At 40.4% G+C, this 20,710-nt stretch carries 15 protein-coding genes and 1 pseudogene; 10 read left to right on the forward strand and 6 right to left on the reverse strand.

The window, feature by feature from the left end:
- Positions 1-106 precede the first annotated feature (106 nt).
- Both NYP54_RS03385 and NYP54_RS03390 read left to right on the forward strand, forming a co-directional pair.
- On the forward strand, positions 107-898 hold the full coding sequence (locus NYP54_RS03385) for an SDR family NAD(P)-dependent oxidoreductase (protein ID WP_283157169.1): 792 nt from the start codon (positions 107-109) through the stop codon (positions 896-898).
- A gap of 24 nt (positions 899-922) precedes the next feature.
- Complete coding sequence (locus NYP54_RS03390; RefSeq protein WP_283157170.1) at positions 923-1,807, forward strand: DMT family transporter; 885 nt, start codon at positions 923-925, stop codon at positions 1,805-1,807.
- Here the strand turns inward: NYP54_RS03390 and NYP54_RS03395 are convergent, their stop codons facing one another.
- The 3 genes from NYP54_RS03395 to NYP54_RS03405 all read right to left on the reverse strand — a co-directional run bounded on the left by NYP54_RS03395 (position 1,808) and on the right by NYP54_RS03405 (position 5,750).
- Complete coding sequence (locus NYP54_RS03395; RefSeq protein ID WP_283157171.1) at positions 1,808-3,220, reverse strand: peptide MFS transporter; 1,413 nt, start codon at positions 3,218-3,220, stop codon at positions 1,808-1,810.
- Between the two features lie 255 nt (positions 3,221-3,475).
- Entirely contained in the window at positions 3,476-4,525 is a 1,050-nt protein-coding gene (gene tdh, locus NYP54_RS03400; RefSeq protein ID WP_283157512.1) for an L-threonine 3-dehydrogenase, read from the reverse strand.
- A 31-nt stretch (positions 4,526-4,556) separates the two neighbouring features.
- The gene (locus tag NYP54_RS03405) at positions 4,557-5,750 is read right to left on the reverse strand and encodes a glycine C-acetyltransferase (RefSeq protein ID WP_283157172.1); all 1,194 of its coding nucleotides are present in this window, start codon (positions 5,748-5,750) and stop codon (positions 4,557-4,559) included.
- A gap of 317 nt (positions 5,751-6,067) precedes the next feature.
- Between NYP54_RS03405 and NYP54_RS03410 the strand changes: the two genes are divergently transcribed.
- The 4 genes and pseudogenes from NYP54_RS03410 to NYP54_RS03425 all read left to right on the forward strand — a co-directional run.
- Positions 6,068-8,512, forward strand: coding sequence for a DNA translocase FtsK (locus tag NYP54_RS03410; RefSeq protein WP_283157513.1), 2,445 nt, complete (start codon positions 6,068-6,070; stop codon positions 8,510-8,512).
- A 5-nt stretch (positions 8,513-8,517) separates the two neighbouring features.
- Positions 8,518-9,246 carry an outer membrane lipoprotein chaperone LolA gene (gene lolA, locus NYP54_RS03415; protein ID WP_283157173.1) on the forward strand — a complete coding sequence of 243 codons (729 nt, stop codon included), beginning with the start codon at positions 8,518-8,520 and terminating at the stop codon, positions 9,244-9,246.
- Between the two features lie 282 nt (positions 9,247-9,528).
- Complete coding sequence (locus NYP54_RS03420) at positions 9,529-10,743, forward strand: cation:proton antiporter (protein ID WP_283157174.1); 1,215 nt, start codon at positions 9,529-9,531, stop codon at positions 10,741-10,743.
- Positions 10,736-11,050: pseudogene (locus tag NYP54_RS03425) on the forward strand (M20/M25/M40 family metallo-hydrolase); the annotation flags it as partial. The gene NYP54_RS03420 and the pseudogene NYP54_RS03425, both read left to right, overlap by 8 nt.
- Before the next feature lie 56 nt (positions 11,051-11,106).
- Here NYP54_RS03425 and NYP54_RS03430 read toward each other — a convergent pair.
- Complete coding sequence (locus NYP54_RS03430; protein WP_283155794.1) at positions 11,107-12,285, reverse strand: IS3 family transposase; 1,179 nt, start codon at positions 12,283-12,285, stop codon at positions 11,107-11,109.
- Positions 12,286-12,328: 43 nt separating this feature from the next.
- On the opposite strand from NYP54_RS03430, the gene NYP54_RS03435 reads away from it, so the two are divergent.
- Positions 12,329-13,228 carry an amidohydrolase gene (locus tag NYP54_RS03435; RefSeq protein WP_283157176.1) on the forward strand — a complete coding sequence of 300 codons (900 nt, stop codon included), beginning with the start codon at positions 12,329-12,331 and terminating at the stop codon, positions 13,226-13,228.
- Between the two features lie 6 nt (positions 13,229-13,234).
- Here the strand turns inward: NYP54_RS03435 and NYP54_RS03440 are convergent, their stop codons facing one another.
- Both NYP54_RS03440 and NYP54_RS03445 read right to left on the reverse strand, forming a co-directional pair.
- Positions 13,235-13,618 carry a hypothetical protein gene (locus tag NYP54_RS03440; protein ID WP_283157177.1) on the reverse strand — a complete coding sequence of 128 codons (384 nt, stop codon included), beginning with the start codon at positions 13,616-13,618 and terminating at the stop codon, positions 13,235-13,237.
- Between the two features lie 158 nt (positions 13,619-13,776).
- Positions 13,777-14,244, reverse strand: a complete 468-nt coding sequence (locus NYP54_RS03445; RefSeq protein ID WP_283157178.1) for a hypothetical protein — start codon at positions 14,242-14,244, stop codon at positions 13,777-13,779.
- A 276-nt stretch (positions 14,245-14,520) separates the two neighbouring features.
- Between NYP54_RS03445 and NYP54_RS03450 the strand changes: the two genes are divergently transcribed.
- The 3 genes from NYP54_RS03450 to NYP54_RS03460 all read left to right on the forward strand — a co-directional run bounded on the left by NYP54_RS03450 (position 14,521) and on the right by NYP54_RS03460 (position 20,668).
- On the forward strand, positions 14,521-15,018 hold the full coding sequence (locus NYP54_RS03450) for a hypothetical protein (RefSeq protein ID WP_283157179.1): 498 nt from the start codon (positions 14,521-14,523) through the stop codon (positions 15,016-15,018).
- A 9-nt stretch (positions 15,019-15,027) separates the two neighbouring features.
- Positions 15,028-16,581, forward strand: a complete 1,554-nt coding sequence (locus NYP54_RS03455; RefSeq protein ID WP_283157180.1) for an RHS repeat-associated core domain-containing protein — start codon at positions 15,028-15,030, stop codon at positions 16,579-16,581.
- A gap of 106 nt (positions 16,582-16,687) precedes the next feature.
- Complete coding sequence (locus NYP54_RS03460; protein WP_283157181.1) at positions 16,688-20,668, forward strand: hypothetical protein; 3,981 nt, start codon at positions 16,688-16,690, stop codon at positions 20,666-20,668.
- Positions 20,669-20,710 lie beyond the last annotated feature (42 nt).

A 20,710-nucleotide genomic window follows, 5' to 3' on the forward strand; every position in this document is an offset into this window, starting at 1 on the left:
TTCATTCTCGCTATGGTATCAAAAAAGCTGATCAACAGGGATGATTGTTGCACTTTTTTTTCGTACACTTTGTCTCTACTCACCGACAAACCAAGGTCGACACATCATGCATGACAAACCTACTAAATCATCTATTACCAACATTAAACCTGTTGTGTTTATAACAGGCGCAAGCTCGGGCTTTGGTGCTGAAATGGCACGTAAATATAATGCCAACGGTCACCCAGTCATTTTAACCGCGCGCCGCTTTGGGCATTTACAAGCATTAGCTAAAACACTCAATCAAGACTATCCCATTCATGTTGCTGAGCTTAATGTCACCAATAAAAATGCTATTGATCAAGTCATCAGTACACTACCTGAACAGATGAAAAACATTGGCATTTTGATTAATAATGCAGGTCTAGCACTTGGCTTATCCTCTTTTCAAGACGCCGATGAGCTTGATTTTGAAACGATGATTAATACCAATATTAATGGTCTGTTATATGTTACCAAGCGCATATTGCCATTGATGCTTGATAATAATTGTGGTCACATTGTAAACATAGGCTCGATTGCTGCGAATTGGCCCTATCCTGGTGGACATGTCTATTGTGCAAGCAAAGCGTTTGTTCAACAGTTTTCGCGTGCGTTACGCTCTGATCTTCAGGGCAAAAACATTCGTGTCACCAATATTGAACCAGGGCTTGCACAAACTGAGTTTTCCGTAGTGCGCTTTAAGGGAGATGCTCAAAAAGCCAATCAAGTGTATGATCAAACTGAACCATTGCTTGCACATGATATTGCTGAGATTGTCTATTTCACGACATCATTACCTCAACATATTAATATCAACACACTTGAGGTAATGCCAACTTGCCAAAGCTGGGCGCCACTAAATATCACCAGATCATAATAAGCCAATATTGGGAGAGGATTTATGTGGAGCATCTTATCATTAATCGTTGCGCAAATGGTGACGGGGGTTAATATCACCGGCTCCAAATTTTTGGTATCACACTTATCGATTATTGCCTTACTTGAAATACGCTTTATTGTTGGCAGCCTTGTCCTTTTGGCATGCATGCCCTTTATTAAAAAAAATAATACTACACAAAGCACCATTTCATCGCTTAACAAGAAAAATTGGTTGATATTGATCGTGCAAGCGCTATGTGCAGGCATGTTCTTTAATCTTTTGATGCTCTCAGGGATTCAATTCACCAGTGCCAGTATGGCAGGACTTATTACCAGCACACTGCCGGCGATGATTATTATTTTATCTTTTATTATTTTCCGCCAACGCATTACTCGTTTTAAAGCACTTTGTATCCTCTTTGCCACCATTGGTTTAATTGCGATTAATGGCTCAAGCCTATCAAGTCATGATTTCTCGGCACTATCAATTATTGGAGATATGATCATCTTTTTAGCGATGATTCCCGAGGCACTTTATTATGTCATTAGCAAGTTTAAAAACACTCAATTACCCGCCGTTAAATCGGCATTTTTGATGAATTTAATCAATGCCATTGCGATGATTCCACTATTGTTTTTCGCTAACTGGCATGAGTTACTTGGTTTAAGCTTTAATGCTTATTTTGTTTTATTCTTAGTATCAGTCGCCTCTGCTTTATTCTATCTATTTTGGTTTATGGGATGCGATCAGGTGAGTGCCAGTACTGCAGGACTTGTTACTGCGGCAATGCCGATCTCAACATTGGCATTTTCATTTATTTTCTTAGGCGAGTATATCACACTGGTACAAGGCATTGGTACCTTACTGATTTTACTGTCTATCGTATTTGGCGCCAGAAAAGGTTAACTATCGCTTAGCAATAACAAACCGTCTTAACACTAAACATAATAAAGCACCAACTATCGTTAAGACAATAAACAATTGCAAACCTTCAGACATTCCAGTTTTAATACTATGGATATCACCAGTCACAGGTGCCCACTGGGCAATGACACCGGCAAGTTTTCCGCCAATACCAAGGGTTACCAACCAGATTCCCATATATAAAGAAACATAATTAGGTGGTGCTAATTTTGTGATAAGTGACAAACCAATTGCTGATAATGATAGCTCACTGATTGCCATAATTAAAAAGGCTACGATCATATATATCGCAGGAACTCCTTGACCTTTAGGTGTTAACTGAATACCAATCCAAATAATTAAGAAAACAACGGCAAGTAAGATAAAACCAATATTAAACTTATCAATATCCTGCACGGATTTGCCTTTGCGCTCTAATGACAACCACAGTTTCCCCATAAAAAAGCCAAAGATTAAGACTCCTACCGATTCAAAGCTTAAAAACTGCGAGTCTAAGATATGCCAACCCAATAAGTTATTATTCACTCCTTTTGAGATAAACAGCAACACTGAAATAAAGATCTGAAAAAATAGTGCCCAATACAAAATGGATAAGGCAAAAAAGATAAAAGCAACAATGACATTACGCCAGTATTTTTTTTGCGCTGAGACAAGCATAACGATAAAGCACCCTAGTCCTGCAACTGTAATGGCAACATTGGCAATGATTGGATTCTTTAACACCAGAAAGACCACCACAAAATACACTGCTAAGATTAGAATGGTTTTAGCGACAATGGCTAAATTGATTTTCACTTCTTTAATGTGCTTTGCCAAAATAAAAAAGCCAACGATCAAATTGATCAGTACCAGTATCGACACGATCAAGCTTGAATAAAAGGGCGCGGCAAAGCCATAGGTTTCACTTAAGTAAGAAGCAACAAATAATGCAGCAAAGCCCCCTAAATTGATCCCAACATAAAAGATATTAAAACCAAAATCACGCTGCCCTTCTGTCGCATTGGTCTTATCATAAAAGCGTCCGATAAATGAGCTTATATTTGATTTAATCAATCCCGTACTAATTGAAATAAATGAAAGACCCAGAAAAAGTAAGTTCTCAGAGCTTGCAACGGCTAACACTAAGCTCCCAGCAATCATAAACGCCACACCAAGTGTTGCCGCACGGTAATAGCTGATGAGCTTATCGGCGATATACCCACCAACCAATGCTGAGATATATACCATGCTAAGCACCGTACCGACAAGAGATGCACCCTTTGCTTCAGGTAAATTAAATTTGTGAATCAAAAAGAAGATAAGTAATGACTGGATCACGTAGTAGCTATAGCGCTCACCAAATTCAGTCAGACTTGCGATAGTTAGGACACTACCTTGCCCTTTTAATACTTTCATATGTTTCTCTAATCGTTTTCCCTAGAAAGGGGAACATTCGATAATAAAAGTAAGCAAAAAGCAAGAAATATATACCCAGCACAAACCATTTTACAGAATTGCTTGCTTTGCACTTCCCGCGCTTTTACCAAGTTGAATTTTGGCAATAGTCCTAGCTATTACCTGCAACCCAACTTGGCAAAATCCTCACAAACTGCTTTGCAACTAAACACCGCAAAATGATTTATGATGGGTATAAAATATAAATTATTAGATTTATGCCCAGTTTAAAATGACTTTACCACACTGCCCTGACTTCATCAGTTCAAACCCTTCTAAGAAATTATCAACATCGAATTGGTGTGTAATCACAGGGTTTACGTTTAAGCCTGAGCCAACCATGCTTGCCATCTTGTACCAAGTTTCATAGATCTCACGACCATAGATACCCTTTAAGTGCAAGCCTTTAAAAACAATATCATTCCATGGCACGGTAACTTCAACACCACCAATGCCTAACAAAGCAATATTGCCACCATTATTCATTGTTTGAATCATCGCATTAATTGCCGCTTGATGCCCTGACATCTCAAGACCAACATCAAAGCCTTCGGTCATGCCAAGCTTATTCATCGTCTTTCTTAGCGCATTAGCTTGTTCCGCTGCTGTTTTATAGTCTTTGACATTTAAGGCAACACTTGCGCCCATTTGTCTTGCTAGCTCTAAGCGATAATCATTAATATCAGTAATGACAATATGCTTAGCACCGACGTGACGCGCAATCGCCACTGCCATAATGCCGATCGGACCGGCACCTGTAATCAACACATCTTCACCGGTAAGATCAAAGGATAGCGCGGTATGCACCGCATTACCAAAAGGATCAAACATACTGGCAATATCATCACTAACATAATCAGGCACTTTAAAGGTATTCTCTGCAGGAATCGCTAAATACTCAGCAAACGCACCTTGACGATTAACCCCAACACCAACAGTGTTGCGACATAGATGACGCTTGCCCGCGCGACAATTGCGACAAAACCCACAAGTAATATGCCCTTCACCTGAAACGCGATCACCAATTTTAAAGCCTTTAACTTCGCAGCCTAAATCGACAATCTCACCGACAAACTCATGTCCAACTGCCATCGGTACTGGGATTGTTTTTTGCGACCACTCATCCCATAAATAAATATGCAGGTCTGTGCCACAAATCGCTGTTTTTTTGACTTTGATCAATACATCATTATGCCCAACTTCAGGAACAGGCAGCTCAGTCATCCAGATACCTGGCTCAGCTTTAAGCTTAGATAATGCCTTCATCGTTTTTTGCATTTTTTGAACTTTTTGCATTTTAAATAATCCCCATTTCCTTACCAACCTCAGTAAATGCCTGCACTGTTTTATCAATCTGCTCCAACGTATGCGCTGCCGACATTTGTGTACGAATACGTGCTAAACCTTTAGGCACCACAGGATACGAGAACGCAATGACATAAATACCTTTTTCAAGTAACTTCTCCGCCATTTCAGCCGCTTTTTTCTCTTCATATAACATCACCGGAATAATCGGATGCTCACCAGGAATCAGATCAAAACCTGCTGCGGTCATTTTTTGTCTGAAGTGTTTTTGGTTGCGTTGCAACACATCACGTCTTTCATCTGAGCTCATCGCCAACTTAATCGCTGCCATTGATGTCGCTGCAATCATCGGTGCTAACGCATTTGAAAATAAATAAGGACGTGCCTTTTGTTTTAACATCTCAGCAATTGGCGCACGCGCTGATACAAAACCACCGGAGGCGCCCCCCAGTGCCTTACCCAACGTACTGGTGATAATATCAACTCGACCCTCAACACCACAATAACTTGGTGTGCCACGCCCCTCTTCACCAATAAAACCCGTGGCATGCGAGTCATCCACCATCACAAGTGCATTGTACTTATCCGCCAAATCACAGACGCCTTGTAAATTGGCGATAATACCATCCATTGAGAAAACGCCATCGGTGACGATGAGCTTAAAGCGCGCACCTTTCTCATCAGCTGCTTGCAATTGCGCTTCAAGATCACTCATATCATTATTTTTATAGCGAAAACGCATCGCTTTACACAAACGCACACCATCGATAATACTGGCATGATTTAACGCATCACTAATCACCGCATCATCAGCAGTCAAGATAGATTCAAACACGCCACCATTAGCATCAAAACATGATGGGAACACAATCGTCTCTTCCATCTTTAGATATTGACTGATCAAGTCTTCAAGCTCTCTGTGTGGCGTTTGTGTGCCACAAATAAAGCGTACAGATGCCGCGCCATAACCATATTGATCCAATGCTTTTTTAGCAGTTTCCACTAAGTCCTTATTATCGGCAAGTCCTAGATAATTATTCGCACAAAAGTTAATAACATGCTCCCCATTTTTAAGGGTAATATCTGAAGATTGCGGTGAGTTGATAATACGCTCACCTTTGTAAGTTCCTGCTTCTTTGATTTCATTAATCCCTTGACGTAAATGATCATAAAATGCGTTATTCATCTTAAGTTTCCTTATGTTAGTTTTTTAATAGCAAATAAACTTGCGCCATTCTACCTGAGAAGCGCTGCTAGCTACAAGCCCAACCGTTAATCTATCAACATTCTGGCAAAACGAGTTGCCTGCTTTGTTTTGCCCTTGGTATGATAAGGGCGTTTAATCTCGATGAATATGAGGAATTAAGAGTGGCGCTGCTGCGTAAAAGTAAGAAAAACACATCACAAAAAGCGGATTCTAAGAAGACTAGAGCCGACAAAACAGCTAAAACAGCAAAACAATCTGCCAATCAAGCAACCGTTAAAAAGGAGCTTCATCCACTATTGGTTGATCGCTTACGGATTACTTGGCTTGTATTAATGGGTGCGATTGCTTTGTTTTTATTGTTATCGCTTTTTTCATATAACAGTAACGACCCAGGTTGGACGATCGCGCAATCACAAGATAAGGTCTACAATTACGCCGGCATTGTCGGTGCTTATACTGCCAACATTATCTTAAGCATTTGTGGTGTCTTTGGTTTTTTGATTCCCTTTTTATTGGTCTATGGCATCTGGCAGCTTTTTCTTGAGCGTAAAACCTTTGCTGAGAGTAGCATACTGCTGATGCTTATGCGTTTTGCTGGTGCTATTTTATTGGTGTTTTCAGGAAGCGGATTGGCTCAGATTGGATTGTCTGTTTTTAGTGTCTACATGCCTGAAGGCGCTGGCGGCATTTTAGGGCAGGAAGTCGCTAAATATGCCATTTTATACCTAAGCACTGCCGGCAGCATTTTGGTGCTTATTGTTGCTTTTGCCTTAGGATTAACCTTGTTTTCAGGTGGTTTTTGGATTCGCTCACTTGCTGCTCTTATTCGTTTTATTGTGATGACAATAAAAGACTTTTTCACAAGCTCTCCTGAAGAAAAAGAGCAAAGAGCGCTAGCGCGCGCTGAACAAAAAGCGCAAAAAGAAGCGCTAAAGCAGCAAAAAAAGGATGAAAAGACCGAGTTAAAAGAGCAAAAATTACTGGCAAAAAATGCTGAGAAAGAACGAGAAAGAGAAAAAGAACAACAGCAAGATAACTTAATGGCTGAGCATGATACACTTGATCACTTGAGTTACAATGATCCAGGCATTAATCAACACATAGATGATCGCGAGATCTCTTTTGAGCCTTTTGATGATGAATTCACACCAAAATCACTAACAAAAGCGCTTGATGATGAGGCATTACCTGATATCAATGACATCCCTTTACCAGTGCCTATAAGTAAGTCATCAATACCTAAAAAACCTAAAAATAAGACCGATAAAATTACTGGTCTACCATCATTAGATCTACTTGATGATCCTGAAGCAAAAAAAGAGCTTATCTCTAAAGAGTTCTTACAAAAGATGGCGTTATTGGTGGAAGAAAAACTGGCTGATTTTGGTGTACAGGTTAAAGTTGTTGGCAGTTATCCAGGACCTGTGATCACCCGCTTTGAAGTTGAGCTTGCCCCAGGAGTTAAAGTCAGTAAATTAAGTGGTTTGGCACAGGATTTAGCACGTTCTCTCTCTGCCGCACGTGTGCGTGTTGTTGAAGTCATTCCTGGCAAACCCTATGTGGGTCTTGAGCTACCGAATCAAAAGCGTGAAATGGTGCGTTTAAAAGAAGTTTTGGCGCATAAGAAATTTATCGAATCAAGCTCACCTTTGACCATGGGGCTAGGTGTTGACATTGCAGGCACACCTGAAACAGCTAATCTTGCCAAAATGCCGCATCTATTGGTTGCAGGAACCACAGGCTCTGGTAAATCAGTTGGTGTCAATGCGATGATTATCAGTATGCTTTATAAATCAGCACCGGATGATCTGCGTCTTATTATGATTGATCCAAAAATGCTTGAGTTATCGATCTATGAAGGTATACCTCATCTTTTGACACCGGTTGTTACTGATATGAATGAGGCGGCTAATGCGCTACGTTGGTGTGTTAAAGAAATGGACCGACGTTACGAACTTATGGCAGCTGCGGGTGTTAGAAACATTGCCGGATTAAATGACAAGATCCTTGAAGCGGAAAAATCAGGCGATCCAATGAAAGATCCACTGTGGCTTAAGCTGCGTCCAGGACACGATGAAGATGCGCCATTATTAGAGAAGCTGCCTTACATCGTTGTTATTGCCGATGAGTTTGCCGATATGATGATGGTTGTGGGTAAAAAAGTTGAAGAACTGATTGCGCGCTTAGCACAAAAAGCGCGAGCAGCAGGCATCCATTTAATCCTTGCAACCCAACGCCCATCGGTTGATGTTGTTACGGGTTTGATCAAAGCCAACATTCCAACACGTATTGCCTTTCAAGTGTCATCAAAGATTGACTCACGCACCATTTTAGATCAGCAAGGTGCTGAACAGCTCTTAGGTCATGGTGATATGCTTTATTTGCCCCCTGGTTCAGGCGTGCCTGCTCGTGTGCATGGCGCCTTTGTCGATGATGATGAAGTGCATCGCGTGGTTGCTGCATGGAAAGAAATGGGCGAACCTGAGTATATCGATAGCATCACCGCTAGTGAAGATGAAGAAGGTGGTGAGGGTGAGGCCGGTGCTGATAGCACTGACCCACTGTATGATGAAGCTGTTAAAATCGTACTTGAAACACAGCGCGCATCAATTTCAAACATCCAACGCCGCTTGCGCATTGGTTATAACCGCTCAGCACGATTGATTGAGGAAATGGAAGCAGCTGGTCTTGTGAGTGAAATGCAAAGCAATGGCATGCGTGAAGTACTGGTAAAAAGGTAACAGAAATGAACAATATACAAAAAATAAAGCCATTGATTAAATATAGTCTTTTAGGTTTAACCGCCGTTACTCTACTCTCTAGCGTACTATTAAAGCCTACATTTGCAGCGGATAAAAGCATCACATCAATAGCAACTAAAACTGCCACTCTTGAGAATTCTAAGAATATTGAAAATATCAAAAATAATGATGCTGATAGTACATTGTTTACGTTATTAACCAATCTTAAAAACATGCATGCTAAATTTCGTCAAAGTTTAGTGAATCCACAACAAGGCATTAAAGAAACGAGCACGGGTGAATTATGGGTAAGCAAACCAAGCTTTTTTAAATGGCAGGTTGAGTCGCCACAAAAACAAATGCTGTTATCCAATGGTCAAAAACTTTGGAACTATGATGAAGATTTAGAGCAAGTCACAATTAGCGAGGTGCCTAAAAACATCTCGCAAGCACCGTATTTGCTGCTATTAACCGGTGATAGTAAAGTATTGCAAAAGCTCTTTAGCATCACGCAAAATGGCGAGCATACTTATCGCTTAACACCCAAAGTCAATGATCAATCTTTGATTAAATATATCGATATTACTTTTGCTGGCAGCACACCAAAGTCCATGCTTATCCAAACAGAAGTTGGGCAGTCCACACATATTGAGTTTTATGATATCTCCATCGCAAAGATCCCTGCTAAAACCTACGACTTCACACCACCTAAAGGTGTTGATGTATTAGGTTAGAAATAACTTTGCCGATAATAGTGATTACGTAGGGGCGTATTATACGCCCTATAAACATAAATAAATGCCCTGACTTTAAACAACACCCCGTCAGCCTGCGGCTGCCACCCCTCTTGCAAAGAGGGGAATTAGGCAGGAGTTGATGTTATATTCCCCTCTTTGCAAGAGGGGTGCCGAGTTTACGAGGCGGGGTGTTGTAATAGAAAAGTACGTAACTTCAGTTGCCAATAAAAAATTTGAACACTTTTAAAGTATTTAAAACATAATTAACAAGGATTATTCATGCATACGCTTGAAACGCTTAAACACTTATTTGCCCTACCGCTAGATAATCCTGTGAGCATTTTTGCCGTTGTTTTAGTGCTCATCCTTGCGGCTAAAGTGATTTGTCATTACAGCAAAATACCGAGCATTATCGGATTGATTATCACTGGTATTATCGTCGGTCCCCATGCCTTAAATATTTTAGATCAAAACCTTGCGGTAACGATTTTTGCTACCACTGGACTTCTTTATATTATGTTTCTAGCCGGTCTTGAGCTTGAGATGAAAGAGTTTAAACTGCATAAACGCAAAAGCATCCTCTTTGGCATACTGACCTTTATTATCCCTTTTGCTATAGGTTTCCCCGTATTTCATTATGCCTTTGGTTTTCAAGCCAGTGCAGCTATTTTAGTTGCAATCATGTTTTCAACCCACACCTTGATTGCTTATCCGATGGTCAGTAAAAAAGGACACGCCAAACGCCAAGCAGTTGCCATTGCCGTGGGCGGCACCATTATTACCGACACTGTAGTGCTACTTATTTTAGCCCTTGTCACCGGACTTCATCAAGAAGGTAGCAATATGATGATGCTGATAAGTCTTGTCATTGGTTTTATTCTTTTCAGTTTGATTGCCTTTGCTGTTATCCCTTATATTGCTAAAGGTTTTTTTTATCTTTTTGCGCGCAAGAAAAGTCTGCACTACACCTTTGTGCTATTGGTCGTTTTTCTGTTGGCCTTACTTGCTGAGATCATTGGCGTTGATGCGATTATTGGCGCGTTTTTTGCAGGTCTTTCCTTAAATCGTTTTGTTGCCAAAAAGAAAAAATTAAAGGCCGAAATTCATTTTATTGGCGATACTTTGTTTATTCCAGTTTTTCTGATTAGCGTTGGTATGATTGTGAACTTACATGTGCTTGTTGATATTCATCATGTCTTAGGTATCGCGATTACTTTAATCATTGTTGCGCTTTTAAGTAAATGGCTTGCCGCTAAATTTACCCAGATTGCACTTAAACTATCCCCTCTTGATGGTCGTTTAATCTTTGGCTTAAGTAGCGCGCACGCTGCTGCAACTTTAGCGATTATTTTGGTCGGCTATAAAACAGGTATTTTAAGTAATGCAATTTTAAACAGTACCATTTTGCTGATTTTAATCAGCTGCTTAACTGCCTCATTAGTTACAGCAAACACACTTAAACATTTGTCAAAAAAGGAGACTCTCAATGCCTAATACCATTGAGGACTTAACCATTGACCAAAACTATTTACGCGAAGTGCGTGAGCATATTCACCGCCACCCTGAGCTTGGCTTTGATGTTGAGAATACTGCCGATTTTATCGCAGGCAAACTGCAAACGCTTGGATTAACGATTAAGCGTAATATTGGCAAAACAGGACTTATTGCTGATTTGATTGTTAACCCTGATTATCCGATGATTGCACTGCGCGCTGATATGGATGCGTTACCCATACATGAGCAAAACACGTGTGATTACAAGTCAACCATCGATGGCAAAGCACATATGTGTGGGCATGATGTATTCTACCCCAAAGTGTCAATACAGTTTTTTAAAAATTCTTATTCCTATACATGTCATGCAACCTGCAATGTTTTTTGCACCTGACTTTTAAATTCAATAGCACCTTCTTTGTACACATTCATTGGTTTTTTGTATCCCAAGCTCTCATGAAATCTACGGTGATTATAAAAATCAATATAATCAGCAAGATCAGACCTAAGCTCAGGCAAAGAACCATATTCATTAAGATAAATTCGCTCGCATTTTGCACTGCGCCAAAAACGCTCAATACAAATGTTATCAGTAGCTCGCCCCTTGCCATCCATTGAAATAGTAATACCTCTACTGGATAATGCCTCAGTATGTATATGCGAGGTATATTGACTGCCTTGGTCAGTGTTAAAAATCTCAGGGTTGCCAAAGCGATCAAGGGCTTCATGCAAAACACTCATTACCAGGCTACTATCCATCGTATTCGATATACGCCAACTTAATACGGCTTTTGAATACCAATCAATTATCGCAGCAAGATAAACCATACCACCCTTAAGCTTCACATACGTGATATCAGTAGACCACACTTGGTTAACGCGACAAATATTAATACCACGCAGTTTATAAGTGTATTTAACATGTTGTTTACAAGGCTCGGACAAATTAGGAAACCTGACAGCCAACACCGCTTTTAAGCCCATTTCCTGACGGTATTTCTGCACCGTATTCACGCTGACACTAAATCCATCCTCAAGCAATTGCTGATGAACCTTCAGCGCACCATAAATAGGGATTTCTTCATGGATTTTCTGGATATGCGCTTTAATTTTAAGTGCTTCCTTATTGATTTTAGGCGTGTAATAGCAGGTGCCTCGATTAATACCCAGTAATTGGCATTGCTTAACTATGGAAATAGTTTCTAGCTTGGACTCTACCATAGATTTTCTAGTTGATAAGTCCAAGCTTGCGAGCTTTCCCTCAAGCCAATCCCTCTCAATAGTAAGCTGACCAACTTTCTTAGCATACTTATCCACCTCGTGTTGAAGCTTATCATTTTCAGACTTGTACTCTTTAACCGCCTTGGCTGGCTCCATAGCAATAACGGCATTATCCAAGAAGATTTTCTTCCAGTTTTGGATGTTTTTTGTCGTTATATTATGCTTGCTAGCAAGCTCTGCTAACGTAAGCTCATTTGCCAATAATTCCAATACAACTTTGACCTTAAACTCGGATGAGTAACTTGTCCTTTTTGTGCTCATAAATACGCCCTCTGTTCATTTCACTTTCAACAATATATCGGAAATGAATTTCAAAAGATACTGTTTAAATTTCTTGGGGTATTATAATGCGCATTGTGCGATGGTGCTCACCACAGCGCATACATTGGTTACTCAAAAAGCCCAATTAAAGATTAATGTACGCTTTTTATTTCAACCTTCTGAAGAGGTTTTACCCGGTGGCGCACCAGCAATGATCAAAGATGGTGCATTAGCAGGTGTTAGCGCTATTTATGGTATCCATGTATTACCCTCGATTGATGAAGGGAAAATGCAAATTTGCCAACCTGTCGCCTTAGCCGGTGTCGATCTATTTGATCTTACCTTTATCGGCAAAGGTGGGCATGCAAGCACGCCATGCACGACCAATGATCCGATGATTATGGCAACGCAATTTGTCAACGCTGTGCAAACGATTGCCTCAAGAAACCTTTCAAGCTTTGACCCTGCGGTGATTTCTATCACCGCACTTAATATTGGTAGTGCTTATAATGTGATTGCCGATAAGGCTAAACTTAAGGGCTGTATTCGCTATCTTAGCCAAGCTGCGCGCGAACTCGTTAAAAAACGCTTATGTGAAATTGCCAATGGTATCGCCCACACTTATGCCGGATCGGTTGATATCGATTATCTGCCTGGTTATCCTGAAACGCAAAATGATGCCAACTGCGCACAAAAATCCATTGCCGCAGCAAATCATGTGGTCGGTGAGAAAAACACGCTACTATCTCATATCCCATGGATGGCATCAGAGGACTTCTCCTACTTTGCCAAAGAGATTCCAGCATGTTATGCATTTTTAGGCGTGCGTAATGAAACTTTAGGCTTCACCTCAATGGTGCATGAACCAACCTTTGACTTATCTGTGAATGCCATAATCTATGGAGTGAAGTATTACTTAGCACTATGCTTAGGCTATCAGTAAAGGAAGTTACACACTTTGCGTCTTATTAAACCAACGCACGGCTTTTGGCTGATACAAAATATAAAATGCGGCAATCATTAAAATAATTTCAATAAACACTAACCAAAAATTAAGCGGATGACTGGCGTGCTCTGGCAAATAAAAGATTAAAAATGCATACCAGATAATTGCAAGGATTATATAAATCCATTTTGCCGCTTTAACCCCCAGACTAATTACAAATGCCACGGCTATGAGCACAATGTAAGCAACCACGTCAAGCCAAACATGCTCCATTGGCACCATAACTAAAGTCGAAGATGTCATTAAATCCAACAGCCCCAGAATACTCACACCATAGAGCATCCAAATGGCTGCATACACACGTTTTGGTCTAATTACTTTATTCATAAATTTAAGCTCCTTTTAAATGTTGATTATCGGAATATCGTTGTAATTTAATTCCCACCCAAAGTGTAGCCTAAAAACCTGATCTTTGGCTAGTTGGTTTGTGTTAATATCTGGGATTTTTTGCAATACTGCTCGTGCATTATTTTAAAACAGTGATATCAACACTGCCAAGGTAAGGTGCACTTTAAAATAGTGATTGTATTAATATCTTTAATATCTAGCGCATAGCGTAGTTTATCAAAATAGACCTTGGTTGGAGTTGCTACGATGCCATGCTCTGTCGAGAAAAAAGTTCGCCAACGGGTTCCAATTTTTTTATGCTCCAAAGTAATCACTATTTTATCTATATTAGGCGCAATAATTTCCCAAGAAGCTCTTTTATTACCATTTAAACAAGACCTACTATCACGATCTTCAAACACTGATGTCTTCGCAGCATTCATTGGAATAGTTAGATGTGCTGGATCAACATAAGACACACATTTTGAATAGGCATGCCCTTTTAGATAATTCACATTGACATCACCTCCAGCATTATTCTGAAAAGTAACAGGATGCGAGGATGCGGCAAAAGCGTGACTGCTAATGATTAGAAAAAGTACTGGGGTTAACTGTTTTAGTTTCATATATCTCCTTGTGGCTAAATTTAAGTTTGGTGTGACCACGGCTTTTTATTCTTAACCATGACCACAACGTGAATGTACCACTAAGCACTTTGCCCCCACAAGCAACCACAGGTTACTTTATTAACTCGATTGATCACTCCTAAAGCTCTAAAATCAATCACAAAGAACCTTAAGTTACTGGTGCATATGTATTATCTCGTTATGATACCCCTATGCTTTAGCCTAATAAGAGCATTAACAAGTTTAATATTTTTCATAAACCCAAGGAGTTTTTATATGCGAACCATTAAATTATGCATCACACTGGGACTGCTAAGCAGCATGAGTGCTTTTGCCTCCGGCTCACATCCCATGACTTTTCAAAATAATGCCAATGACACACAGCTATCAGTCAACTACATTACCGGACATAAATATTCTAAATGTGTGTCGTATGTGAGACCGCACACGCTTAATATCAATCCACAAGATGCTGAGCTTTCTATTTTTATGGACAAAGATTCTAGAACCTGCAATAGCGCTAATAAACGTGCTTCTTGGGTATTAAAAACCGCAGATGGCAGTTCTACCATCCTCACTTTTAAACATGAGCCTGTGCAAGATGGCAGAGCATATACAACATACAATGACATAATCGTTGTAGATGGTAATAAAATAGCAGAAACAGATATTTTAAACGATTTTTCAACCGATTTTCCCGTATCTTATAACTTTGGCAGCCACTACCGATTAGTGTTCGATAGTTTCAGGAATGTAAGGCTAGTGAGTAGATAAGGACATACCATGCGAAACTTTTGCCACATAGGATTGAGCTATTTTAGTTTAGTGCCTTTAGTATTGCTTTACACTTACGGGCACGCATATGCCACGTTAAATTATCCCAGTAACCCAGACCAATTGCGTAGCATCATTGAAGATGGCGTTGTTAAAACCATTCAATATGATCAAAATGGTAATATCTCGTTCGATGATCAAGCCAACCACCTAACATACGACAGCGATGACGAGCTAATAAAAGTATTGCAAACCAATGGTAATACTATCGAGTACCGCTATGATGCACTGAATCAGCAAATGGCAGAGTCCTTCAATCAAAGTGAACCACTTTATCATTTTTATCAGGATCGACGAATTCTGGATGACGTGCAAGTTAACGATATCACGCATTATTTTGAACATGGGCAGTTGTCTGTTACAAACAATCAAATAAAAGCCTCATATTACTTACAGAATAATTTTGGTAGCGTTGTTACTCTTATTGATCAATCCCAGCAACTTGCTCACTTCTATCGCTATTTACCCTTTGGTTACCAAAGTGACATGAAGCCAGATAGCGCAACATTTGATGTATTTGACTTAGCTGACTCAAGTAAGGGCTACAATGATATGCTTACAGATCAGGTTACTGGCAATCAGTTTTTAGGAAGTGGTTATCGCGGCTACAGCCCAAGACTGCGTTTATTTATGAAATACGATAGTTTATCGCCATTTGATCAAGGGGGCATTAATGGCTATGCCTACAGTGATAATAACCCCATTATGGCATTTGATCCCTCAGGACATATGAGTAAATGGCAAAAAATTGATATGGGCATTGGTCTTGGGCTAACTGCTATTGCTTCTGCCTTAGCGATTATGGCAACAGGCGGTGCAGCAACCCCCGCTGTTGTTGCTGGCTATACCAGCACATTATCGGCTGCATCGATTGGTGTTGCAGTCACCACTCCAGTTATTGCAGACTCTATCGCGGATGCTGGAACCGGCAAAAACTGGACGCATCAAATGCGCTCTACCGGTTGGAAAAATGTGGTCGTTGGTCTTGGCACTCTTGCCGCAGGAGAAGCGGCAGGATACGGCATTGGTCAGGTTACTTCAAATATGGCTGCACATGTGATAGCTAAGTCTGCAGCAAGCGCTATCGCTCAAGAGAGCCTAAGCATCGCCACCGGATTACAAAAAGGGGTTAATTTACAGAATTTTGGCATAAACTTTGCAGCAAATGCTATCATTCACACCGGAATCCATGCCTCCATGCCAAGGGAAATAGTCATCCCTAGATACAACGGAAAATCGCTTAATTTCGATTCCATGCCAACCTTTGAGGAGGCACTAGCAACAACACCAATACCTGAGAATGGCTTAGCAGAACTTAATGATAATTTTAATATTTCGAAAAATAGTGGAAAGGAACCCCTTGCGGCAAGGAAAAATTTTTATAGAGCTAATATCGATAAATTTAGTAATGCTCATGGATTGACGAGTTTTGAGAATATGTTTTCTTTTAATGGTACAGATGAAAACTTTAAGGCTGTAGCTAATTGGGCTGGGGTATTCTAGCACTTAAGACAACATCAAATGTAACGTCAAGTCACTTCAAAGTTTCCGTTGCTTTGTTAAATTAGAATAGCTTTTTGACTAACCACCACTTACATCAAGGAAAATTATGAAAGATAGACACACCTTCAAACTAAAAAAAATCAGCTGCTTATTATTAAGCACCTTACTGAGCTCACCCATTTATGCAAATGTTAGCACAGATCATAGTAGCATCGTCACTGCACCTGATACAGGATCTTTAGAAACTCCTCAGGCCACTAATGATCTAGCTGAATCAAGCACTACCACAACAAAAGCATCTAATCATGCCGAGCTTAACTTAACAGCTACCGCTATCAACAGTGATATTGTCTCCAATGCCTACAACTTAAAAAGCATGGGCGGATTTGAGGTTGATCCACGCACCGGCAGCCTTGGTGTTTCATTCAAAGTCGGTTCTTTATGGGCAAACGCACTACAAGGTGGGCAAGTTGATTTAAGTATTGAATACACAGGGTCAAATGCCTTTAGTGCCTATCCTGTAGCGCCTAGTTGGAGCTTTAGTTTACCTTATGTCGATATGCAAACAGCAACTTTCTTGCTCCCTGGTGGAGGACGTTATCGCATGCTTCCAGGTAATCAACTGCAGTATGCTAAACTCCAAGGTTCTCAATTTGCCTTCCAACAAGCTAAAGATGGCAGTTATCGTTTTACCGATGCCAGTGGGAATGTCAGCTATTTTAACCAAAAGGGCTATATTGTTAAGACAGTCAGCGCCTTAGGCTACTCCACCAATTATAGTTATCAAGGAAACCAACTTATTGCCATAACTGACGGTGATGAGAATAGCAAAAATGTGCGCAGAATCAAAATAAACTATCAAACAAGCACCGTAAACATCCAATCGCTAGGCATCGATGGCACACCTAGAAATGTGACGCTTAATATTCAAGGAAAGCAACTTATATCCGTGACAACGCCTATAGATGATGGCGAGCAAGCCACAACCATTATCGGCTATAATCCGTTAGGTTTTGTTAGTGATTTGACACTGCCTACTGGTGCAACGTTTCATGTTGATTACAACGCCTCCCTTAAAACCCTAACAGGACAGGCAATCCCTGTTGTTTCTAAGCAAATCATTCGCTCAAACACCCAATATCCAAGCTGGATGTCAAATGGTCAAACCATGATGGAGCCCGCACAAGTTATCGAATACAGTTACGACCCAAGCGGACATAACTATCTTGGGTTTGGCTCAGGGGCAAAACCATCAAGCCATGAAGATCCAATGCTGGTCAATGTTAAAAGTGGTTATACCTATCAATCAAGTCAGACAATAAAGGATGACAATGGCAACACGCGAACCACGACAACAACTTATGACCATTTTCATCGCCCGATAAAAGCCGAAATCTATGCGAATGGACAACTCATTAAGAAAACCTCACAGACTTATGAGCAAAGTAGCAATGGATACTTCAGTGGACTTAGCGCTGGCTACTTACAGCCTATTGCAATGCAAGAACAAAGCTTTGGTATCAATGGTCAAGGCGGACAAGCAGGTGCCACTTTATACAGCTACGCAGGCTTTGATCAAAATACTGGACTCATGAATTTTAAGATTGATCAAAATAGCATTCGTACCGATTATCAGTATTATCCTGCCAGTGTTGCTGGTCCTTTTGACCATATTGTTTCAAGTGAAACGACAACACCTGCAACCATCCAGGGTATGACAACCCCTGATGCCATCACAACCAATTATCCAATTGCCAATATTAATCGTGAAAATGGCGCTCAAAGCTATAGCAGCTCTTATGTCAGTGGCAAAGAAATTCATACTGCGACTACTAACAACCGCGCCCTACTATCTGCTAGTCAGCCATTATTAAGTGTGCAAAAAACGGTGTCTAGTAGTGATCCAACAGCAGTTGACTTTGGATTGACTACAGCCGAAACCGTTACAACTTCAACAAATTTAAACACGTTATACAAGATAAAAAGCTTCAATGATGACAATAACTCAGCTGCCACCATGACGACAAGTTACCATCAAGACAATAGCACACCATTTGCACCCATTACTGTTCAAGAAGCTATTACTAATGGCAAAGAGCACGTTCAGGGTAAAACAAAAACAATTAGCGCCTATACAGGACAAATGATTAGCGAATCAGATGCTTATGGCAATGTTATGACCTACAAGTATGACCTACTTGGGCGAGTGACCCAAAACATCGCCTTTGCTAATCGCGCCAATCCAATCATTAATAACTATGAGTACCATATTGATCCAACACGCGGGCTTTTATCTGTGAAGCAAACCAATGCTGCCACTGGTGATATTGACTTTGTATATTACGATAGTTTAGGTCGTGAGATTGCACGCGCTGGCAGTGATACTAATCACAGCACGACAAATTATGCAACGGATTTGCCCGCAGGTATTCGCCCGCTTGCATCGCAACACTATGATGCACTTGGGCAAATAAGCGATAAAACCAGTTATATCGACCAAAACAAAACGTTAACCACTTATTATCACTATGATGTCGCAGGTAATAATGATCTGACCATCAACCCCGACGGCAGTGCTGATTATTCTATCAACGACCGCATCCGTAATCGTAGCATCAGCCTTAAGCTTTACAGCAATGGTCAAGTGATTGACGCACCAAATAGTCCTTGCCATAACGCCATGGGGCAACCTACTGGATGCCAAGCTGACTTAATTAATGTTAGTGAACAAAATGTCGTTGCAACAAAAGTAAACAACCAAACACAATCTCTGTTTTTAGGCAAACACAGCTATGTCATTTTAACTAAATCTGATGCGCAATTTGATAATGGCAAAGCACTTTATAATGCACAAACCAAAACACAGCTACTGAATGCACTAAGCGCGCTTGGCAACGGCAATACGCCAAATGCAAATACCTTATCAACCACGATAGATAGCATTATTGCGCAAAATGAAACCTATAAAACTACTATAGAGAGCTATGATGGTCTAGGACGCACTGCGAACACTACAGATGAACATGGCAACAAAACGACGTATCACTACAATAATAAAGGAGAGGTGACTCAAAAAGATCAACAAGCCACACAAAGTAGTCTTGTTTATCAATATGATCCCCTTTATGGCAAGATAACCAATCTTTCAGTCATTGATCATGCGAATAATGATGTCACCTATCTCCTAGGATCACGTCAATATAATGCATTAGGGCAATTGATTAGCGAAACCGTCCAAGGTGCTACAACCACTTATACCTACAACCCGCAAGGTGATCTGCTGACCAAAACAACAGCAAAAGGTGATGTTTTTAACTATAGCTATAATGAACTGGGTTCACTGATTACAATTACTCGACCCGATAAAACAATCAACTATCGCTATGATAACCCAGCGATTCCAACACAAGTCACTGAAGTCTCGGATGAGAATAGCAAAATCAATTACAGCTACTATCCTGATGGCTCGGTTTATCAAACAACAACGACATTAGATAATTTGATCCCCGTTACCTATACGGAAGTGCTTAATAACTATGGGGTATTGACACAAACAGCGGATTCGCTGGCGCATACAACCACTGATTATGAATACGATCATCTTGGTAGGGTTATTGCCAAAACCAACAGCTTAGCAGGCAAAACCACCTATCGCTATGATGATCGCGGGCAAATAGTTGAATCACGTAATGCAGTGTTGATCAAACGCTATGAGTACAACGGACATAATGGCTTACCGCAGCTGTCTTACTTCAGTCAAGTGACACCCGATAACAGTGTGCATTATGATTATACAATGACCTATAATGATGATGGCAATATCATCAAAACCATCACACCACATACGATTAATCAATATCAATATGACAAAGATACCCAGCAACTATTGGCGTTTGACTGTCAAGAAAAAGATGCCGCATCAACTGATACGTTCTACTGCCCTGCGGATAGCCATAGTGATATTGTTAACCATGCCAGCTATCGCTACAACAAAGCGTTAAACCGACTTGATTTAGTCACAACCCAAGGTCATGATGCAAATAACAAGCCCATTGAGCATAAAACCGAATATGTCTATGGTGCATAACAACAAAAATAACCTGTGGTTACTTTAAAGAATGCTTAATAC

The organism is Cysteiniphilum sp. QT6929 (assembly GCF_030035755.1).
GTDB classification, from domain to species: Bacteria; Pseudomonadota; Gammaproteobacteria; order Francisellales; family Francisellaceae; genus Caedibacter; species Caedibacter litoralis.